The organism is Bacillus sp. V26 (assembly GCF_034296245.1).
Classification (GTDB): Bacteria; Bacillota; Bacilli; order Bacillales; family Bacillaceae; genus Bacillus; species Bacillus halotolerans.
In genome coordinates, this window is the sequence record NZ_JAXKQF010000001.1 from 985,049 (window position 1) to 1,008,487 (window position 23,439).

3 protein-coding genes are annotated in these 23,439 nt (G+C 47.1%); all 3 read left to right on the forward strand.

Annotated elements, in window-relative coordinates; all coding sequences use genetic code 11:
• The first annotated feature begins 312 nt into the window (after positions 1-312).
• Genes fenC through fenE form a run of 3 tightly spaced genes read left to right on the forward strand, consistent with a single transcriptional unit; the run spans position 313 to position 23,417 of the window.
• Positions 313-7,995: a fengycin non-ribosomal peptide synthetase FenC gene (gene fenC, locus UJ203_RS05415; RefSeq protein ID WP_322008942.1), complete on the forward strand. Its 7,683-nt coding sequence runs from the start codon at positions 313-315 to the stop codon at positions 7,993-7,995.
• 25 nt (positions 7,996-8,020) lie between these two features.
• Entirely contained in the window at positions 8,021-15,736 is a 7,716-nt protein-coding gene (gene fenD / locus UJ203_RS05420) for a fengycin non-ribosomal peptide synthetase FenD (protein WP_322008944.1), read from the forward strand.
• A 16-nt stretch (positions 15,737-15,752) separates the two neighbouring features.
• On the forward strand, positions 15,753-23,417 hold the full coding sequence (gene fenE, locus UJ203_RS05425) for a fengycin non-ribosomal peptide synthetase FenE (RefSeq protein ID WP_322008946.1): 7,665 nt from the start codon (positions 15,753-15,755) through the stop codon (positions 23,415-23,417).
• Positions 23,418-23,439 lie beyond the last annotated feature (22 nt).

Consider the following 23,439-nt stretch of genomic DNA (forward strand, 5'->3'; position numbering starts at 1 on the left):
AATATCTTATAAACGGTTCAACCTATCCTCATATGAAATTAAATAAATGAAGAAAAAATCTAGTGATGAAGAACTATTAAAAATCGATACTTTCATAACTTTACATTCGAAATCCTAATAAAATTAATCAAGAAAAATAAATAATTAATACTATATTCAAAAAAATGTTATAAAAATTTTATATTTTTTATTGTACTTTAAAAAAATTCGGTTAATATAATGCATATATGGATTATATAGTCATATAATTTCTTTTTATTGTAATTATTTCAGTTTCTTATCCTCTTATAAATTAGAATTGGAGGGAATTCGTTGAAAGAAAATACTTATGGTTTAACTCATGCCCAAAGGAGAGTTTGGTTTACTGAACTGTTGGAGCCTGGTACAAGCATCTGTAATCTGACCGCCTGTGTAAAATTCAGGGGTGATGTTGATCTTGATGCTCTTCAGTTGGCTCTGAACCTTTCAATCTCCCGTAATGATGCAATCAGGTTCCAGCTGACAGAAGGAATTGAATCGGAGTCAGAGCCTCGTCTGTATCTTGCAGAATACAAAGAATTATCACTTGAAATAATAGATTTTACAAATGCTGAAATGACAGAAACAGAGCAATGGATTCATGATCAAGCCAGAATTCCGTTTAAGCTGCTTGATTCGCCTCTGTATCAATTTTATCTCCTTAGAATCCACCCCCATGAAATTTGGCTATATGCGAAATTCCATCATATTATCATGGACGGCATCTCTTTAAATTTGATGGGAAATCAAATTATTAATCTGTATCAAAAAATCAAAAAAGGGGAGCCTATACCCGATGTGCAAGAGCCTTCCTACATTAGCTACATAGAAAAAGAGAGGCAGTACTTACAATCTTCACGTTTTGAAAAAGACCATTTGTTTTGGACGCAAACCTACCAACAGCCGCCGGTATACCACTCACTTACCGGACAGAGCACTTCACAAAAGCAGAGTACCTCCGCATCGAGAGATACTATCACACTTTCACCTTACCTAGCACATACCATCCAAGCTTTTTGCGAAGAACAGAAAATCAGTATGATCTCCTTATTTATGGCTTCATTTTACATATGCATCAGCCGCATCACCTCCAAAACGGACCTTGCAATCGGAACCTACTATGGAAACAGGGGGTCAAAAGCGGAGAAAGAAATGCTTGGCATGTTTGTCAGCTCTCTTCCAATCAGAAAAACGGTTGATTCTGACGCCGAGTTTCTTTCCTTTGTACGCAGTGTCGGCAGAGAACAGCTTTCAGTCATGCGCCACCAAAGATTTCCTTATAATTTGCTGGTGAATGAATTAAGAAAAGAACACAAGGATTTACACAACCTGATCGGTATATCAATGCAGTACCATCCGCTTCAGTGGCAAAAAGCGGATGATTTGAACTATGAGACGGCGCTTTATTTCAGCGGATACACCGCGAATGAGCTTTCTGTTCAAATACAGGAGCGGATAGACACTGGAGCCATTCAATTAAATTTCGACTATCAAAATATCTTATTTTCTCTTGAGGACATTAAACGGATTCAGCACCACCTGCTTACGTTGCTGGAAAACGCGCTTCAAAATCCGCATAGTACTATAAAAGAATTAGATATGGCAGAAAAACGTGAGAAAGAAAAAGTTTTGTATGAATTTAACAGAACGAAAGCTGTTTCGCCTGCAGCTTCGACGCTGCACGGTCTGTTTGAACGCCAGGCAGCTTTGACGCCGGATCGGACGGCCTTACGCTTTTCTGGCGGTTCGCTGACTTACGCGCAGCTTGACATGTACGCCAACAGGCTGGCAGCGCGCCTTACGGCGCATGGTGTCACAAAGGAAAGCATTGTCGGTGTTCTAAGCGAGCGGTCGCCGGACATGCTGACAGCCGTTCTCGCCGTATTAAAGGCAGGCGGAGCTTATGTGCCGCTTGATCCTGCATATCCAGAGGAACGGCTGAGCTATATGCTGAAAGACAGCGGGGCAGCATTGTTGCTGACGCAGCCGGGATTAAAGGCACCTGATTTTTCCAGAAAGACACTTGAAGTGGATATGACGGCTCTTGCGAATGAAGAATCTGAAAGTCACTCTCTTCATCAAACGGACAGCGATTCTCTCGCCTATGTGATCTATACGTCGGGCTCCACTGGACAGCCGAAAGGGGTCGCCGTGGAGCACCGCCAGGCGGTTTCCTTTCTGACCGGCATGCAGATGCAGTTTCCTTTAGAGGAAGACGACATCATTATGATGAAAACGTCTTTTTCCTTTGATGCATCTATCTGGCAGCTGTTTTGGTGGACGCTTTCAGGTGCTTCGGCCTATCTGCTTCCGTCCGGCTGGGAGAAAGACCCGGCATTGATGGTAAAAGCCATTCGGGAGGAAGGCGTTACAACGGCCCATTTTATTCCGGCCATGCTGAACAGCTTTTTGGATCAAGCGGAAATAGAGGCACCGAGAAGCCTGAAGCGCGTATTCGCCGGAGGTGAACCGCTGGCTCCCCATACGGCAGCCCGATTCGCTTCTTTGCTGCCGGAGACATCGCTGGTTCACGGCTACGGGCCGACAGAAGCAACGGTTGATGCGGCATTTTACGCGTGTGATCCTGAGCTGGACAAGGATCGCTTACGCCTTCCGATCGGAAAACCCGTGCCTGGCGCGCGTCTGTATGTATTAGATCCTCATTTAGCCGTACAGCCTGTCGGCGTAGCGGGAGAATTGTACATCGCCGGAGCCGGCGTCGCCAGAGGCTACTTGAATCGTCCGGAATTAACAGAAGAACGTTTTCTTGATGATCCATTTTATCCGGGAGAGCGCATGTATAAAACGGGTGATTTGGCGCGCTGGCTGCCAGATGGACAGGTTGAATTCCTCGGCCGTCTGGATGACCAGGTAAAAATCCGCGGCTATCGGATTGAGCCGGGAGAAATCGAAGCCGCACTCAGAAGCATTGAAGGCGTGCGGGAAGCCGCTGTAACCGTTCGTACAGAAAGCGGCGAGACGGAATTATGTGCGTATGCGGAAGGGCTCGGAAGAAATGAAGTGCGCAAGCAGCTTGATACTTTGCTTCCGGGCTACATGATCCCTGCTCATATCATTGAGATGGAACAATGGCCGGTTACCCCGAGCGGAAAGCTCGACCGAACAGCGCTGCCTGCTCCTGACGGAGCGGCAGATCGGGAAACCTACACAGCGCCGAGAAATCTGGCAGAGATGAAGCTTTCCCAGCTGTGGGAGGAAGTACTGAAAAGCGGACCTGTCGGCATTCACGACAACTTTTTTGACCGGGGCGGCCATTCCTTAAAAGCCACCGCGCTTGTCTCCCGGATCGCCAAGGAATTCGGCGTCCAAGTGCCGCTGAAGGATGTGTTCGCCCATCCGACGGTAGAAGGTTTGGCTTCTGTCATCAGCGAAGGAACGGAAAGTCCGTATGAAGCCATGAAGCCGGCTGAAAAACGCGAGACCTACCCGGTTTCCTCCGCCCAAAAGCGGATGTATGTGCTCCAGCAGCTGGAGGATGGGGGCACAGGCTACAATATGCCGGCAGTCTTGGAGCTGGAAGGAAAGCTGGATCTTACAAGAATGGAGGCCGTATTCAAAAAGCTGATCAAACGCCACGAGTCACTGCGCACGTCCTTTACAACGGACACAGACGGCGAGCCGGTTCAGCGCATCCATGACGAAGTGCCGTTTACATTCCGCACCTCTGTGCTCGGCGGACAAACTGAACAGGAAGCCGCGGCAGCGTTTATCCAGCCGTTTGATCTCAGCCAAGCTCCGCTGTTCCGAGCGGGGGTCGTCAAGGTATCAGACGGGCGGCATCTATTACTGGTCGATATGCATCACATTATTTCAGACGGTGTGTCAGTCAATACGCTCATTCGGGAATTCGGGGAGCTGTACGCCAATCAGGAGCTTCCTCCGCTTCACATTCAATATAAAGACTATGCCGTATGGCAGGAGGCCTTTAAAAAAGGAGACACGTACAAGACGCAGGAGGCGTACTGGCTGAAGCAGCTCGAAGGCGAGCTGCCCGTACTGGACCTGCCGGCTGATTACGCCCGGCCGCCGGTGCGAAGCTTCGCGGGTGATCAAGTCTCATTTACGCTCGATCAAGAACTCACAGCCGGGCTTCACAAGCTCGCACGCGAGAACGGAAGCACCCTGTACATGGTGCTCCTGGCAGCTTACACAGCGTTATTGGCGCGCTTAAGCGGACAGGAAGACATCATCGTCGGGTCACCAATTGCCGGACGTCCTCACAAAGATCTTGAGCCGATACTTGGAATGTTCGTCAACACTCTGGCGCTTCGGGCACGCCCGGAGGGCGGGAAGCCATTTGCACAATTTTTGCAGGAAGTGCGTGAGACTGCATTGGAAGCTTATGAACATCAGGATTATCCGTTCGAAGAGCTTGTCAATAAGCTCGGCGTGACAAGGGATATGAGCCGAAATCCAGTGTTTGATGCGATGTTTATTCTTCAAAATATGGACAAACAAGACATTAATCTTGGAGACATAAAAGCACGTCCTGCAAATGTCATTCATCAAATTTCTGTATTTGACATGACGTTGATTGCGGCTGAATCAGATGGAGTCATCAAATGTGACATGGAATTTAGTACCGACGTATTTATGAGAACGACAATTGAACGCTGGACGGCTCATTTTACCGAATTTTTGCGTGCTGCCACGTCAGATCCTAATACAACTCTCTCACAAGTGAATATACTCAGTGAAAAAGAAAAACAAAAGATTTTGATAGAACTCAACAAAACCCACGTTGAATGTTCTCAAACTGATACCGTTTTTCATCGCATGTTTGAAAAGAGGGCTGAAGAGACACCGGAGCATATTGCTGTTATGGACGGTGAAAAACAGATCAGCTATCGTCATCTCAACGAAAAAGCCAATCGTCTGGCACACACACTGCAAGAAAAAGGAAAAGAGACGCAGCCAATCGTTGCTGTTTTAGCGGAGCGATCCATTGATGCTATTGTTGGTATTTTAGCCGTTATGAAAGCCGGCGGCGTGTATATTCCGATAGATTCTCATTATCCAAAAGCCCGGATTGAATACCTTCTCAAAGACAGCGGGGCTGAAATTCTTCTTTTACAGAATGAAGTAAAGCATTTGATTGCAGGCTCAGATATAGGTGATATTTCTCGCATCTGTCTTGATGATGAAAGTTTCTATGAAGCAAAAAGATGCAACCTTGCTTCATCTCCTGCCCCGGAGGACTCGGCATACATCATTTATACGTCAGGAACAACCGGTGCGCCTAAAGGCGTTATCGTTACGCACCGCAACTTTGCTCATGCTGTTCTTGCATGGCGCAGCATATATCAGCTCGATCAAATGCCTGTCAGGCTGCTTCAAATGGCGAGCTTTTCCTTTGATGTCTTTTCAGGAGACTTGGCGAGAACATTGGCCAACGGAGGGACTCTAGTCATTTGCCCTGATGAAACAAGGCTTGAGCCTGCTGAATTATATGCATTGATGAACAGCCAGCGTATCACGATCATGGAGTCAACACCGGCACTCATTGTCCCATTTATGGAATATGTTTACCGCAACCAGCTCAGTCTTCCTGACTTAGACATCCTTATTCTTGGTTCGGATATGGTGAAAGCCCATGATTTCAAAACACTGGCGGAGCGTTTCGGAAACAAAATGCGCTTAATCAATAGTTACGGGGTCACAGAGGCCACGATCGATTCAAGTTACTATGAAATGAATATGGGTGAAGAGTATTCGGGAGACAGCGTACCGATCGGCATCCCGCTTCCCAATGTAAAACTGTACGTACTCAGCCAGACTGACCAAATACAGCCGATCGGTATTGCCGGCGAGCTTTGTATCGGCGGAGCCGGCGTTGCCAAGGGCTATCACGGAAAATTTGGATTAACGGAAAAGAAATTTACAGAAAATCCATTTGTGTCCGGAGAAAGACTGTACAGAACAGGGGATCTGGCTTGCTGGCTTCCAAACGGCACTCTCAGGCTTCTTGGCCGGATAGATCATCAAGTAAAAATAAACGGGTACAGAATCGAAACAGAAGAAATTGAAAGTGTGCTCCTCCAAACCGGACTTGTCAATGAAGCGGTTGTTGCGGTTCAAAATGATACGAATGGACAGGCTCGTTTGGCAGCGTATATTCTGCCTTCAGATGCCGATACAACGGTTCTCCGCGGTGCTTTATCGAAAATGCTGCCGGCCTATATGATTCCTGTGCATATCATTCCTTTGGAAACTATGCCGCTGACATTAAACGGGAAGCTGGACAGAAGAGCCTTACCGGCACCAAATGAAGCTTTCTCGCGGCCGTATACTGCACCGGTAAACGAATTGCAGGGAATGACAGCGCAGATTTGGGAGGACGTGCTGAGCGTGTCTCGAGTTGGTATTCACGATTCCTTTTTTGAGCTTGGAGGAGACTCTATTAAAGCACTGCAAGTGTCCGCCCGCCTGGCAGCTGAAGGCTGGAGCATGACTATACAAGATTTATTCCGTTATCCAACAGTTCATGAGCTGAGCAGCCATATCACTCCATTGATATCTCAGGCAGAACAGAGGCCTATCGAAGGTGAAGCGGATCTCACACCGATTCAGAACAATTTTTTCGATCAGCGTCATGCTTTTCGTGATCATTACAACCAATCGGTCATGCTTTTCAGCGAAAAGGGGTTTCATGCTGACGCGCTTCGCCAAGCGCTGCGCAAATTGACTGAGCATCATGACGCGCTTCGCATGGTGTTTACACAGGATCATACCGGGCGTGTCGTTCAGTACAATCGCGGAATTCAGATTACTGAAAACGAACTGTTCGGATTTCACCTAGCAGATTGGACAAAAGAACAGGCAAAAGGCACACTCTTGGAAGAAAAATTTGCTGCTGAGGAAATCGTGCTTCAAAGCAATATGAATGTAAAAGAAGGACCTTTGCTGCAAGCAGGATTGTTTAAAACCACAGAAGGAGACCATTTGCTGATTACGATCCACCACCTCGCTGTAGATGGCGTTTCTTGGAGGATTCTGCTTGAAGATTTAGCTGCAGCCTACCAACAGTCTTTGGAGCAAACAGAGATCAAACTGCCGCCGAAAAGCGATTCTTATTTATCATATGCCAATTGTCTCGCACAGATAGCCGGGAGCCGGCAATTGTTATCAGAAATAACATATTGGCAAACGATTTTAGATGCTCATAACGCTTTTCTGCCTAAGGACATGGCTGAGTCGGACAGGCATCAAAGCAGTGCCGAAACAGCTGCGTTTGTATTAGCCAGTGACTTGACTAAAAAACTGCTGTTTGAAACGCAGCAAGCTTATGGTACTGATGCCAACGAACTTTTGCTGACTGCTTTAGGAATGGCGCTTTATGAATGGAGCGGACACGAACAAATTGTGATCAGCGCTGAGGGCCATGGAAGAGAAGGACATGTTCCGAATATTGATATTTCACGAACAGTAGGTTGGTTCACTTCTATTTATCCTATCCTTCTGGACATGAGTGCACCGCATTCATCTGAAGATCAGCTCGGTTACAGAATCAAAGCGACAAAGGACAGGCTGAGAAGAGTGCCGCACAAGGGAACGGGCTACGGCTTATTAGTAAAAAAGGGAGCCATACAGCATAAAGAGCCTGAGATCAGCTTCAATTATCTTGGACAATTCAGCGAAGGTGAGGGTTCTGATTTGTTTCAACTGTCTTCTTATCAGCCTCGTTACGAAATAGCGGGGGAGAGAGAAAGAGAGTACGAGCTCGATATTAATGCTTTGATAACAGACGGACGCCTGCAAGTCAAAGCAGTATACACCCGGGTGTTCCGCGAAAACACAATTCAGTGTTTGATGGACAGCTTTCACAGTCATCTTATTGAGATCATTGAGCATTGTACAAAGAAAAAAGAACGAGAAAAAACGCTGAGCGATTTCAGCAACAAAGAACTAACGCCATCCGCATTATCTAGCATCGAAAATCTCGTTAAAGATCTTTAACTTTTGGAAAAGGTGTGTGGAATTGATGACGCAAGCAACGCAGATCCAAGATATTTATCCGTTATCGTACATGCAGGAAGGGATGCTGTTTCATTCACTGCTTGATTTCAGCTCTAAAGCCTATGTGGAACAAACCTCGTTTACCATTACAGGCAGCCTGTGTATCGATTCGTTTCAAAAGAGCTTAAATCTTCTTGTTTCCCGATACGATATTTTCAGAACCATATTCATTAAGGAGGTTCCAGACCTCACTGGGCCGCAGCAAGTTGTGCTGACAAACCGAGAATTAACCGTACAAAGGGAAGATCTTTCTCACCTGAAACATGATGAGCAGCTTGCTCTGATAGAAGAATTTATGCAGCAGGACCGGGAAAAAGGGTTTCACTTGCAAAAGGATCCGTTAATGCGGCTCACGCTTTTTGATAGAGGAGACAGCACGTATACATGTGTCTGGACGCATCACCATATCATCATGGATGGCTGGTGCCTGGGCATCATCCTCAAAGAATTCTTCAGCATGTATGACTCACTTAAAAATAACAGGCCTGTACAGCTCGGCAGCACGGTGCCTTACAGCCGTTATATTGAATGGCTCGGAGAACAAGATAAAGAAGAAACCGCTGCATACTGGAGAGATTACCTGCAGGAGTACGGCAATACCGCTTCTATTCCTAAACTAAAAAGCCGCTCAGCGAAAGGGGAATATGAAGCCGCAAATATCCGTTTTTCTTTAGAGCCGGCTATCGTTCAGAAATTGACAGCAGCTGCTCAAAATTGGGGAGTTACATTAAACACTTTATTTATGAGTCTATGGGGTGTTCTTCTCCATCGTTACAACGGTACGGATGACGCGGTCTTCGGCTCTGTTGTTTCCGGACGTCCGTCAGCGATTGACGGGATCGAGTCAATGGTCGGCTTGTTTATTAACACTGTTCCGGTGCGTATTCGATCTGCAGAGAAAATGGCATTTTCTACGCTTGTCAAATCCGTGCAGGAGGATACTTTACGTTCTGAGCAGCATGGTTATTATCCGCTTTATGAGATTCAAAACCGCAGTGCTTTGAAGCAAGGATTGATCGATCATATTCTTGTCTTTGAAAATTATCCTGTACAGCTTCAGCAGGCAGTCAATAGGCAAAGCGAAAATGACGAAAACGCTTTGAAGCTAGATGACATTTCTATGTCAGAACAAACCAGCTATGATCTTAACGTTGTCATCGTTCCAGGTGAATCATTTTATATTAAATTCAGCTACAATGCCGCCGTTTATGAACGGGAAGAGGTGCTTCGGATTCAGGGGCACCTCATGCAGGCAATGGATTGTATTTTGTCAAATCCCGATATTGCTGTCGACAACATCAACATTGTGCCTCCTGAAGAACGTAAGCTCATTCAATCGTTTAACGAAACGGAGCGCCATTATCCAAGCAAAACGCTATCCCAATTGTTTGAGGAACAGGCTCTCAAAACACCTGACGCGGCTGCTTTGAGAATGGGAGATGAGTGCCGGACATATCGGCAATTAGATGAAAGAGCCAATCAGATTGCACACGCCCTGATAGAAAAGGGAGCTCGATCTGGCGGGATTGTCGCTGTGATGATGGGACGGTCAATGGACATGGCTGCTGCCCTGCTTGGAATTTGGAAAGCCGGCGGCGCTTATCTGCCTCTTGATCCAAGTTATCCGAAAGAACGGCTTTCTTTTCTGCTGCATGACAGCCAAGCAGCTCTCTTACTGACAGAAGAGAAACTTATTTCATTCATCCCGTCAGGCTATGAAGGCAGAATTGTGACATCAGAACATACAACACATTACAAAACGGACTCTCCTGATGCATCGATTGGTGAGCTTGCCTACCTGATCTATACGTCAGGAACGACAGGACGGCCAAAAGGAGTGCTCGTTGACCATCAAGGAATTGCAAATACCTTGCAGTGGAGACGGGAAGAGTACGGCATGAGCGAAGGGGATACAGCACTTCATCTGTTTTCCTATGTTTTCGACGGCTGCGTGACGAGCTTGTTTACTCCGCTTCTGTCCGGCGCATGCGTGCTGCTGACAACAGATAGTGAAGCGAAGGACGTGCTCGCCCTTAGACGGAAAATAGCTCAATACAAGGTCAGTCATATGCTTATTGTTCCTTCCCTGTACCGGGTGTTATTAGAAGTGCTGACTGCTGAAGATGCAAAAAGTCTTCGTATCGTGACATTTGCGGGCGAGGCAGTGACTCCTGACCTGCTTGAGACCAGCAGAAAGATTTGTCCCTCCGCTGAACTTGCAAATGAATATGGACCGACAGAAAACAGTGTGGCAACAACAATCTTTCGTCATCTGAACGAAGAAGAGAGAATCACGATCGGACACCCGATCGCCAATACAAAAGTATATATTTTACAAGGAGAGCAACTGCAGCCGATAGGCGCGGCGGGTGAACTGTGTATTTCCGGCGCGGGTCTCGCACGGGGGTACTATAAGCGGACAGAGCTAACAGAGAAAGCATTCACAGACCATCCATTCCTCAAAGGGGAACGCTTATATCGAACCGGAGATGCAGGGCGCTTCCTGCCTGACGGCACGATTGAATATATTGGACGTTTTGATGATCAGGTAAAAATCAGGGGATATCGCATTGAATTAAGTGAGATTGAAACTGTTCTTCGGCAAGCATCTGGAGTGAAGGAAGCTGCAGTGCTGGCCCGTGATGTTTCTGATGAGGAAAAGGAACTCGTTGCTTATATCGTTCCGGAAAAAGGAAACGGCCTTCCGAATCTGCACCAGCATCTTGCCGGTACATTGCCGTCCTATATGATTCCCGCAAGCATCATCAAAATCACTCAAATGCCGTTAACATCCAGCGGGAAGCTCGACCGTTCCGCACTTCCGGAACCAGAAAACACAACAAGCTTAACGTACATGCCGCCACAAACCTTAATGGAAACTGAACTGGTACGCATTTGGGAAGAGGTGCTGAACAAAAATCAAATCGGTATTCGCGATGATTTCTTTCAATTGGGCGGACAGTCCTTAAAAGCAGCCACACTCGTATCAAGAATACATAAACGGCTGAATATCGAGCTGCCGCTCAGTGACGTTTTTTCTTATCCGACCGTGGAAAGCATGGCAGCCAAACTGATGAGTTTACGTGAGCATGCTTTTACACAGATTGAACCTGCGGATTTTAGAGATGTCTATCCGCTGTCTTTCTCGCAAAAAAGATTATACGCTCTTTACCAGTTGGCAGATGACAGCACAGGCTACAACATGCCGGCGGTACTGGAACTGCGAGGACATTTGGATCGCGGGAGATTGAGAAAAGTTCTCACAGAGCTTGTGAATCGGCATGAATCATTGCGTACGGCATTTGAACTGAACAACGGAGAGCCAGTGCAAAAGATTCATCCGGCGCTGGCAGCTGATCTGAAAGAGCTTGAAATTGAATCAGAGCAAATGCTGCAGTCTGCGATCTCGTCCTTTATCAAACCGTTTGATCTCACCGTGGGACCGCTTTTTAGAGCAAGCTTGATTTCTCTCGAAAAAGAAAGAGCCTATTTGTTGCTTGATATGCATCACATCATTGCTGACGGAATCTCTATGAGTACACTCGTCCAAGAATTCACTGATCTTTATTGCGGAAAAGAGCTTCCAGCTTTAAACCTGCATTATAAGGATTTTGCGGTTTGGCAGCAAGAGAAGTTTCCGGAAACGCATTACAGCAAACAGGAGGCCTACTGGATGAAGCAGCTTGGCGGCAGCCTTCCAGTATTGGATTTGCCGCTTGATAAAACGAGGCCGCTTCTGCCTGATTTCAGCGGCGGAACATTTGAAGTAAACATTGATAAAAGAACGGCGGAAGAACTGCACCGCTTGATGTTTGAAACGGGAACGACGATGTATATGCTCCTTCTGGCTGTCTATTCCATCATGCTTTCCAAACTGAGCGGGCAGGAGGATATTGTTGTCGGCTCGCCTGCTGCCGGGAGACCGCACGCTGATCTGGAGCGAGTCATCGGGATGTTTGTCAATACATTAGCTATGCGATGCCAGCCTGAGGGCCGCAAAACGTTCAGCTCTTATTTGCAGGAAATTCGCGAACTTGCTCTGACTGCATACGAGCATCAGGATTATCCTTTTGAAGAGCTCGTCAATAAACTTGAAACGAAACGGGAGGTAAATCGCAATCCGCTGTTTGACGCGATGCTCGTGCTTCAAAACAGCGAAGATTTCCGGTTTGAAGTGCCTGGTTTATCTATCTCGTCTGTAACCCCGTCACACAATGTATCTAAATTCGATTTGACATTACACGCTGAGGAGCATTCCGATGGCATTCGCTGCCGCCTCGAATACAGTACCGCGCTGTTTGAAGATGAGACCATTGCAAGATGGGCTTCCCATTTTATTGAGCTGGTGAAAGGAATAACGTCTGATATCCATATGAAGCTTTCGGAAATGCAATTGCTATCTGCTCCAGCGCGCGAATTGCTTCTTGAAACGATGGGTCAGTATGCTGACTATCCAAGAGATGAAAGCATCGTTCGTTTATTTGAAAAACAAGCAGCTGAACATCCCGAACATACCGCAGTCGTATGCGATCATATACGGCTGACTTATCGCGACCTGAATGAAAAAGCAGAACGGACAGCGGCTATGCTGATGAAAAAAGGAGTCCGATCCGGGGATATCATCGGTTTATTGTTTGATCGATCGCCTGATATGGTGATTGGCGTTTTATCTATTCTAAAGGCCGGAGGGGCATACTTGCCGATTGACCCTGAATATCCTCAAGAACGCATCAGCTTTATGCTGAATGACAGCGGGGCAAGAATTCTCCTGACAGAGCACGGACACAACAAGCCGGCGGATTACCATGGGCAAATTTTATACCTGAATGACGCCGAAAACGAATTGATTTCGCCTGATTTGAAAGCGCAAGAAACATTAGCAGACCAGCCAGCTTATGTGATTTATACATCTGGAACCACTGGGCAGCCAAAGGGCGTCGTTGTCGAGCATCGCAATGTGATTAGTCTATTGAAGCATCAGGACCTGCCTTTTGATTTTGGCAGTGAGGACGTTTGGACTTTATTTCATTCATATTGCTTTGATTTCTCAGTATGGGAAATGTTCGGAGCGTTGCTGAATGGAAGTACGCTGGTTGTTGTCTCCAGAGAAACAGCCCGCGATCCAAATGCATTCCGCCTATTGTTAAAAAACGAAGGCGTCACAGTACTCAATCAGACTCCAACTGCTTTTTACGGACTCATTCATGAAGAAGAAAACCATACGGACCGATTACATGTGCGATACGTTATTTTCGGCGGAGAAGCTTTACAGCCCGGCATGCTTGTAACCTGGAACGAGAAATACCCTGATACAGACCTGATCAATATGTACGGCATTACTGAAACAACTGTACATGTGACATATAAGAAATTGTCCTCAGCTGATATAGAAAAAAATAAAAGCAATATCGGAAAACCGCTGGCAACTCTTCAGGCATATGTGATGGATGCTCATATGAATCTTCAGCCTGCAGGAGTTCCAGGAGAGCTGTATATTGGCGGAGAAGGGGTAGCCCGGGGATATTTGAACAGAGATGATCTGACCGCGGCCCGATTTGTACCTAATCCTTATCTTCCGGGAGACAGATTATACCGAACCGGAGACCTTGCAAAGCGTCTGGCAAGTGGAGATCTGGAATATATGGGCCGCATTGATGATCAAGTAAAGGTGAGAGGACACCGCATCGAGCTCGGCGAAATCCAGGCGTCTCTGCTTCAGCTTCCAATAATCAAAGAGGCGGCTGTCATCACAAGAGATGATGAACAAGGCCGATCCGCTGTGTATGCTTACTTGGTTGCTGAAGATGGACAGGTCGTAAATGAAGCAGATATCAGGGCTGCCCTGAGAGGCGTTCTGCCTGATTTTATGGTGCCTGCCCGCTTGATCCAGATTGACAGCATCCCGCTGACGGTTAACGGCAAGCTCGACCAGAAAGCCCTGCCGGAACCAGATAAGCGCGCTCAAGATGAGAATGATATCAGCCCTAGAAATGAGATTGAAAAGGCGATGGCTGACATTTGGGAGGAACTGCTCGAAGCGGAGGAGATAGGTGTCAGCGCGAATTTCTTTGAGCTTGGAGGGGATTCAATAAAAGCGTTGCAGGTGTGTGCACGGCTGAAGCAGCGAGGCTATGAAACGACAGTGCGTGAGATGTTTGAGCATCAGACGCTTGGTGAACTGTCCGCCCGCGTTCGAAAAGCCGTACGCGTAATTGACCAAACGCCAGTCGAAGGCGAGCTGACTTGGACACCTGTACAGCAATGGTTTTTCTCACAATCATTGGAAGCCCATCATTTTAATCAATCTGTCATGCTCTACCGGGCTGAACGATTTGATGACACTGCACTCAGAAATGTGCTGAGAAGCCTGGTGACTCATCATGACGCACTGAGAATCATATGCCGTTACAAAGATGGCAAGCCTGTACAGGTTAACAGAGGAGCAGATCTTCCGGATGAGGAGCTATATGCCTTCGATCTGTTTGATATAAGAGATCATCGTTCAAATACAGCTGGAAATGCACAGGGCTTGTCAGCCGAAGCACACAAACAGATTGAAGAAATGGCAAACCAAATTCAGCAAACCATTCGATTGGAGACTGGTCCTTTGCTTCATGCTGGTTTGTTTAAAGCCGAAGATGGAGACCATTTGTTTCTGACGATCCATCACTTAGTCATTGATGCCGTTTCATGGCGCATTTTATTTGAGGACTTTTCAATTGCTTACGAACAGGCAGTCTCAGGAAAAACCATCGTACTGCCGGAAAAAACCGATTCATATTTCACCTATGCACAGACATTGGCTGACTATTCAAAAAGCCGTCGGCTGCAGCGTGAAATCGCGTATTGGAATGAGCGGGAGGACCGGCATATTAAGCGTATTCCCAAAGATCATTCGGTCACATCGAACTCATTCAAAGATACAGAAGTAATTGATTTCGAGCTGTCTCGTGAAGATACAGAATTGCTTTTAACTGCTGCAAACAATGCATACAACACGGAAACGAATGATATCCTTCTGACTGCTTTAGGCCTAGGTTTGCAGGAATGGACGGGACTTGACCATTTCAAAATCAGTATGGAGGGCCACGGCAGAGAAGATTATCTTGACAATATTGACATGAACAGAACAGTAGGCTGGTTCACTTCAATTTATCCTGTATGGCTTGATATGAGTGATTCTGACTATACGGATGAAGGTGAGCGGCTAGGGCGACACATTAAGCAGACAAAAGACATGCTGCACCGGATACCGCATAAAGGCGCGGGCTATGGAGTGCTGAAATATATCAACAAGATATGGGATTCTGAGTACAGCGATCCGGAAATCAGCTTTAATTACTTAGGCCAGTTTGATCAGGATGTTCAATCAAAAGCTTTTGAGATTTCTGATATTAAGACAGGAAATGAAATCAGCCCGGATTGGGAGCGTCCTTATGTGCTTGATATCAGCGGAGCCGTTTCATCAGGATGCCTGCACATGCACATTATTTATAACCGTCTTCAATTTAAGAAACAAACCGTACAAGCATTAGCCGATCATCTTAAACATGCGCTTGAAAACATAATTCAGCATTGCGCGGGCAAAGAAAACCGCGAATGGAGTGCGGCTGATTTTACTGATGAGGATTTAACGCTGGAGGATTTAAGTGAGATTATGGGGGCCATCAACAAACTATAGGAGAGGAGATTCATTGATGCCGCAGCAACCCGAAATACAGGATATATATCCCTTGTCTTTTATGCAGGAGGGGATGCTTTTTCATTCGCTGTATGATGAACAGTCGAGAGCTTATTTTGAACAGGCGTCTTTTACAATCAATGGGCAGCTTGACTTAGACCGTTTCCAGAAAAGTATGGACGCTGTTTTTGACAGGTATGAAATCTTTCGAACGACTTTTATCTACAAAAATGTAGCCAAGCCTCGTCAGGTGGTGCTTAAAAACCGTCCTTGCCATGTTCATTTTGAAGATATTTCTCATCTTAATGAGAGAGACAAAGAACATTGTACAGAAGCATTCAAGGAACGAGATAAAAAAAGGGGCTTTGATCTTCAGTCGGATGTACTGATGAGAATATCCGTTTTAAAATGGGCGCCTGAGCGTTACGTGTGCATCTGGAGCCATCACCATATTTTAATGGACGGATGGTGCTTAGGCATCATCATCAAAGACTTTCTCCACATTTATCAAGCGCTGGGAGAAGGGCGGCTTCCATATTTGCAGCCAGTTCAGCCGTACGGAACGTATATTAAATGGCTGATGCAGCAGGATCGTGAAGAGGCAGCTGCATATTGGAAAAAGCGGCTGCAGCATTTCGAGAAAGCTTCTTCTTTGCCAAAAAGAAACGAGCAAGTATCAGAAGGTGAATTACAGCAGGTCACGTTTACCATCTCTGAAAAAGAAACATCCGATTTGCAGAAAATCGCAGCAGCATCCGGTGCAACGCTTAACACCGTTTTCCAAGCTTTGTGGGGGATTTTGCTGCAAAAATTCAATCGCTGTGACGATGCCGTGTTCGGATCAGTCGTCTCAGGCAGGCCCTCTGAGCTGGAGGATGTAGAAAATATAGTCGGCCTTTTTATCAATACCATTCCCATCCGGGTCCAAAGCAAAGCTCTTTCTTTCTCTGGCCTGGTCAGCCGGATGCAAAAGGAAATGACTGAAGCAGAAGCATACAGCTATTTCCCTCTATATGACATTCAAGCACAGAGTGCTCTTAAACAAGAGCTCATTGATCATATTATCGTGTTTGAAAACGTGCCGACCCAGCAAGAAATTGAAGGACTGAACCAGACTGGATCGTTCGGTTTCTCAGTGGAAAACTTTGCGATGGCGGAGGAGACTAATTATGGATGCAGCGTCAAAGTGATTCCAGGCCGCACATTGTTCGTGCGCATCAATTTTCATACAGGTTTATATGAGCCTGGCATAATGGCTGAGATAAAAGATTATTTACAGCATATGATTTCGGCTGTCATCTCTGATCCTTCTCTTCCTGTTTCAAAGATGACGTTACTAGATAAAGACAAAACACAGAAAATGGTTGCTGAATATAATACGACGGGAGCTGTTTCAGCGTTAGCTCCGACGCTGCACGGGCTGTTTGAATGTCAGGCGGCTTTGACGCCGGATCGGACGGCTTTGCGCTTTTCTGGCGGCTCGCTGACTTACGCGCAGCTTGACATGTACGCCAACAGGCTGGCAGCGCGCCTTACGGCGCATGGTGTCACGAAGGAAAGCATTGTCGGTGTTCTAAGCGAGCGTTCGCCGGACATGCTGACAGCCGTTCTCGCCGTTTTAAAGGCAGGCGGAGCTTATGTTCCTCTCGATCCTGCATATCCAGAGGAACGGCTGAGCTATATGCTGAAAGACAGCGGGGCAGCATTGTTGCTGACGCAGCCGGGATTAAAGGCACCTGATTTTTCCGGAAAGACACTTGAAGTGGATATGACGGCTCTTGCGAATGAAGAATCTGAATATCACTCTCTTCATCAAACGGACAGCGATTCTCTCGCCTATGTGATCTATACGTCGGGCTCCACTGGACAGCCGAAAGGGGTCGCCGTGGAGCACCGCCAGGCGGTTTCCTTTCTGACCGGCATGCAGATGCAGTTTCCTTTAGAGGAAGACGACATCATTATGATGAAAACGTCTTTTTCCTTTGATGCATCTGTCTGGCAGCTGTTTTGGTGGACGCTTTCAGGTGCTTCGGCCTATCTTCTTCCGTCCGGCTGGGAGAAAGATCCGGCATTGATGGTAAAAGCCATTCGAGAGGAAGGCGTTACAACGGCTCATTTTATTCCGGCCATGCTGAACAGCTTTTTGGATCAAGCGGAAATAGAGGCACCGAGAAGCCTGAAGCGTGTATTCGCCGGAGGTGAACCGCTGGCACCCCATACGGCAGCCCGTTTCGCTTCTTTGCTGCCGGAGACATCGCTGGTTCACGGCTACGGGCCGACAGAAGCAACCGTTGATGCGGCATTTTACGCGTGTGATCCTAAGCTGGACAAGGATCGCTTGCGCCTTCCGATCGGAAAACCCGTGCCTGGCGCGCGTCTGTATGTATTAGATCCTCATTTAGCCGTACAGCCTGTCGGCGTAGCGGGAGAATTGTACATCGCCGGAGCCGGCGTCGCCAGAGGCTACTTGAATCGTCCGCAATTAACAGAAGAACGTTTTCTTGATGATCCATTTTATCCGGGTGAACGCATGTACAAAACGGGTGATTTGGCGCGCTGGCTCCCAGACGGACAGGTTGAATTCCTCGGCCGTCTGGATGACCAGGTAAAAATCCGCGGCTATCGGATTGAGCCGGGAGAAATCGAAGCCGCACTCAGAAGCATTGAAGGCGTGCGGGAAGCCGCTGTAACCGTTCGTACAGAAAGCGGCGAGACGGAATTATGTGCGTATGCGGAAGGGCTCGGAAGAAATGAAGTGCGCAAGCAGCTTGAGACATTGCTTCCGGGCTACATGATTCCTGTCCATATCATTGAGATGGAACAATGGCCGGTTACCCCGAGCGGAAAGCTCGACCGAAAAGCGCTGCCTGCTCCTGACGGAGCGGCAGATCGGGAAACCTACACAGCGCCGAGAAACCTGACAGAGATGAAGCTTTCCCAGCTGTGGGAGGAAGTGCTGAAAAGCGGACCTGTCGGCATTCACGACAACTTTTTTGACCGGGGCGGCCATTCCTTAAAAGCCACCGCGCTTGTCTCCCGGATCGCCAAGGAATTCGGTGTCCAAGTGCCGCTGAAGGATGTGTTCGCCCATCCGACGGTAGAAGGTTTGGCTTCTGTCATCAGCGAAGGAACGGAAAGTCCGTATGAAGCCATTAAGCCGGCTGAAAAACGCGAGACCTACCCGGTTTCCTCCGCCCAAAAGCGGATGTATGTGCTCCAGCAGCTGGAGGATGGAGGCACAGGCTACAATATGCCGGCAGTCTTGGAGCTGGAAGGAAAGCTGGATCTTACAAGAATGGAGGCCGTATTCAAAAAGCTGATCAAACGCCACGAGTCACTGCGCACGTCCTTTACAACGGACACAGGCGGCGAGCCGGTTCAGCGCATCCATGACGAAGTGCCGTTTACATTCCACACCTCTGTGCTCGGCGGACAAACTGAACAGGAAGCCGCGGCAGCGTTTATCCAGCCGTTTGATCTCAGCCAAGCTCCGCTGTTCCGGGCGGGGATCGTCAAGGTATCAGACGGGCGGCATCTATTACTGGTCGATATGCATCACATTATTTCAGACGGTGTGTCAGTCAATACGCTCATTCGGGAATTCGGGGAGCTGTACGCCAATCAAGAGCTACCTGCGCTTCACATTCAATATAAAGACTATGCCGTATGGCAGGAAGCCTTTAAAAAAGGAGACACGTACAAGACGCAGGAGGCGTACTGGCTGAAGCAGCTCGAAGGCGAGCTGCCCGTACTGGACCTGCCGGCTGATTACGCCCGGCCGCCGGTGCGAAGCTTCGCGGGTGATCAAGTCTCATTTACGCTCGATCAAGAACTCACAGCTGGGCTTCACAAACTCGCACGCGAGAACGGAAGCACCCTGTACATGGTGCTCCTGGCAGCTTACACAGCGTTATTGGCGCGCTTAAGCGGACAGGAAGACATCATCGTCGGGTCACCAATTGCCGGACGTCCTCACAAAGACCTTGAGCCGATACTTGGAATGTTCGTCAACACCCTGGCGCTTCGGACACGCCCGGAGGGCGAGAAGCCATTTGCACAATTTTTGCAGGAAGTGCGTGAGACTGCATTGGAAGCTTATGAACATCAGGATTATCCGTTCGAAGAGCTTGTCGACAAGCTCGGCATGACGAGGGATATGAGCCGAAATCCGCTGTTTGATGTGATGTTTGTGCTTCAGAATATGGACCAAGAATCCATGCAGCTGAAGGACCTGTGTCTCCGGCCCGCAACAAATGTGGAACATCAAGTATCAAAGTTCGATTTAACCCTGTATGCGTACGAGGAAGCTAATGGATCTATGATGTTTCAAATGGAATATAGCACTGATCTCTATCAGAAAAATACGATTGAAATGTGGCTTCAATATTTAATGAATATGCTGCGCGCCATCATCCAAGACAGCGAAGCAGCACTTGGAACAATACATGTATTGGACGAGAATGAAACCCATTTCCTTATCCATGAACTCAACTGCACAAAAAGAGAGTATCCGAGACATGAAACCATCAGCAGGCTGTTTGAGTTACAGGCTGCACAAACGCCTGATGCCATAGCTGTGGCCGGCGATGAACAAACATTAACGTACAAGGAGCTGAACATCCGGGCAAACAGGATTGCTGCTGTTCTTCGGAGAAAAGGAGTCGGACCTGAAACTGTAGTTGCATTATTAACAACACGAACTCCAGAAATTGCAGCAGGAATGCTCGGCATTTTGAAAGCTGGAGGAGCCTATCTGCCTATTGCTAAGGATCTTCCCGCTGACCGAATATCATATATGCTGTCTGACAGCGGTGCAAAAATACTCCTTCAATCTGAAAAAGCAAACAATCAACGATTAGACTTAGAGCTTAAATGTGAGAAAATCGTCATCGAAGAGATTCAAGGACAAGGAGAAACGAAGAACTTTGAATCTCCAGCAGGGCCACATTCACTCGCTTATATCATCTATACCTCAGGATCAACCGGCAAACCGAAGGGTGTCATGATTGAGCAGCGAAGTGTGATCCGTCTTGTCAAAAACAGCAATTACATTGAATTTACACCTGAAGACCGACTTCTGCTGACTTCTTCACTCGGTTTTGATGTCGTTACATTTGAAATACTCGGGCCGCTGCTAAATGGCGCTGCTTTGCATCTCACAGATAAAGAAACATTTCTGGATTCCCATCAGCTTAAGAGATACATAGAACAAAACGGAATCACTACAATGTGGCTGACAGCATCTCTTTTCAACCATTTAACAGAACAGAATGAGAAAATATTTTCCCGGCTCATAAATCTGATTATTGGCGGAGAAGCTCTGTCAGTCAGTCATGTCAATCGAATCAAGCAAGCATGCCCGGCATTGTCAATCTGGAACGGATATGGGCCGACTGAGAATACAACATTTTCGACTTGTTTTCACATTGAAAAACTGTATGAACATTCTATTCCGATCGGCCGGCCGATTGGTAATTCAACCGCATTTATCTTAAATAAATGGGGAATGCTGCAGCCGATCGGAGCTGTCGGTGAACTGTGTGTCGGCGGAGATGGTGTGGCAAGAGGCTATCTTGGTCGACCAGACCTGACGAAAGAGAAATTTGTGCCAAATCCATTTGCGCCCGGCGAACAAATGTACCGCACCGGTGATCTGGCACGCTGGCTACCGGACGGCACAATTGAATATGTAGGCCGTGTCGATGATCAGGTAAAAATAAGGGGGTACCGGGTTGAGCTCGGTGAGATTGAATCAGCGCTTCGTCATATAGACGGTGTCAAAGAAGCAGCCGTATTGGCGCGAACAGGACAATTAGGCAGCAAGGAGCTTTACGCCTATATAAGCGTGAAAGAGAGTACAGATGCTGAACAAGTGCGTACTCACCTTTCTCAAATGCTGCCAGGCTATATGATGCCAGCCTATGTGATAGAAATGGATGCTCTCCCGCTCACTGCCAACGGAAAATTGAACCGAAAAGCACTGCCTGAACCAGATATTACATCTAAACAAACGTACGTCCCGCCTCGAAATGACCTTGAAGAACAGCTTGCGATCATATGGCAGGAGGTTCTCGGGACACAGAGGATCGGAATAGAAGATTCGTTTTTTGAACTAGGCGGAGATTCAATTAAGGCTCTTCAAGTATCCGCGCGCCTCGGACGTTATGGATGGAGCTTGCATGCAAGCGATTTATTCCGCCATCCCAAAATAAAAGATTTATCACCAGTCATCCGGAAGACAGAAAGAGTAATAGACCAAGGATCTGTTCAGGGAGCTGTTCCATGGACACCTATTCAGCATTGGTTCCTCTCTCAGGATATAGAAGAAAGACACCATTTTAACCAGTCTGTCATGCTGTTTAGCCCTGATTGTTTGTCGGAAAATGCACTGCGAGCATCATTAAAAAAACTGGCAGAGCATCATGATGCCCTGCGGATGATTTATCGGGATGATAGCGGACAACAAATGCAAATCAACCAAGATATTCATGAATCCAAACTGTACAGCTTAAGGGTTTCTGATTTTTCAGATCAGGGAATCGATTGGGAAACGAGCATTAAAGAAGAAGTGGCAAATCTTCAGCAAAGTATCAATCTCCAACAAGGACCATTACTGCATGCCGCTTGGTTTAACACGCTGTCCGGAGATTATTTATTTCTCACGATTCATCATTTGGTCGTTGATGGGGTATCATGGAGAATTTTACTGGAGGACCTGTCAGCGGCATATCATCAAGCAGCTTCAGGACAGGCTATACAGCTTCCGCCTAAAACAGATTCCTATCAGGAATACGCACGGCGAATTCAAGATTATGCCCAAAGCAGCAAGCTGATTCGCGAGGAAACGTACTGGCGGACGGTTGAAGAGGAAAAAGCAGCGGAACTGCCATATGAAATGCCTTATATGGAGAATAGGAACAGCAGTGAAAGGGAAACATTGCGCTTTTCACTCACTGAAGCAGACTCCGCGGTCTTGCTGCAAAAAGTAAACCACGCTTATGGCACAGATACACAAGATATTCTTTTGACGGCGGCTTCATTAGCAATTTGTGACTGGACAGGGGGCAGCAAGCTCCGTTTGGCAATGGAGGGACACGGAAGAGAACACATTCTGCCGGATTTAGACATCAGCCGCACGGTTGGCTGGTTTACATCCATTTACCCCGTCCTTATTGACTTTGAAAATCAAGCGGATGAGTTTGGAGCCGCAGTTAAAACCGTGAAAGATACATTGGGCCGGATACCGAACAAAGGGGTAGGGTACGGCATGTTGAAATATCTTACACCTCCCGAACATAAAAGCATGGTGTTTTCAAAAACACCTGAAATCGGCTTTAACTATTTAGGGCAGTTCAACGACATAGAAAGTCAAGACCGTTTCCGCCCATCCGGTCTTGGGAGCGGTAAGGACATCACTCCTACTTGGAAGCGGGAGCAGCTTATTGAGATGAGTGCAATGGCAGCTGAAAATCGGCTTCATTTTCAGCTCAGCTATCCGCCGGCACAGTTTCACAGGGGTACAATGGAGCGGCTCATCAACATGATTGAATGCTATTTGCAGGATATTATGAAACACTGTTCTGAAAAACAGAACACAGAAAAGACGCTGAGCGATTTCAGCAGCCAATCATTAACGGCAGAGGATTTGGACAGTATATCCAGCTTGGTGGAAGACTTGTAGAAAATCGTGACAGGGAGATATG

Coding starts and splice junctions, on each gene's coding strand:
- fenD (WP_322008944.1), top strand. CDS start 8,021: ATGACGCAAGCAACGCAGATCCAAGATATTTATCCGTTATCGTACATG.
- fenE (WP_322008946.1), top strand. CDS start 15,753: ATGCCGCAGCAACCCGAAATACAGGATATATATCCCTTGTCTTTTATG.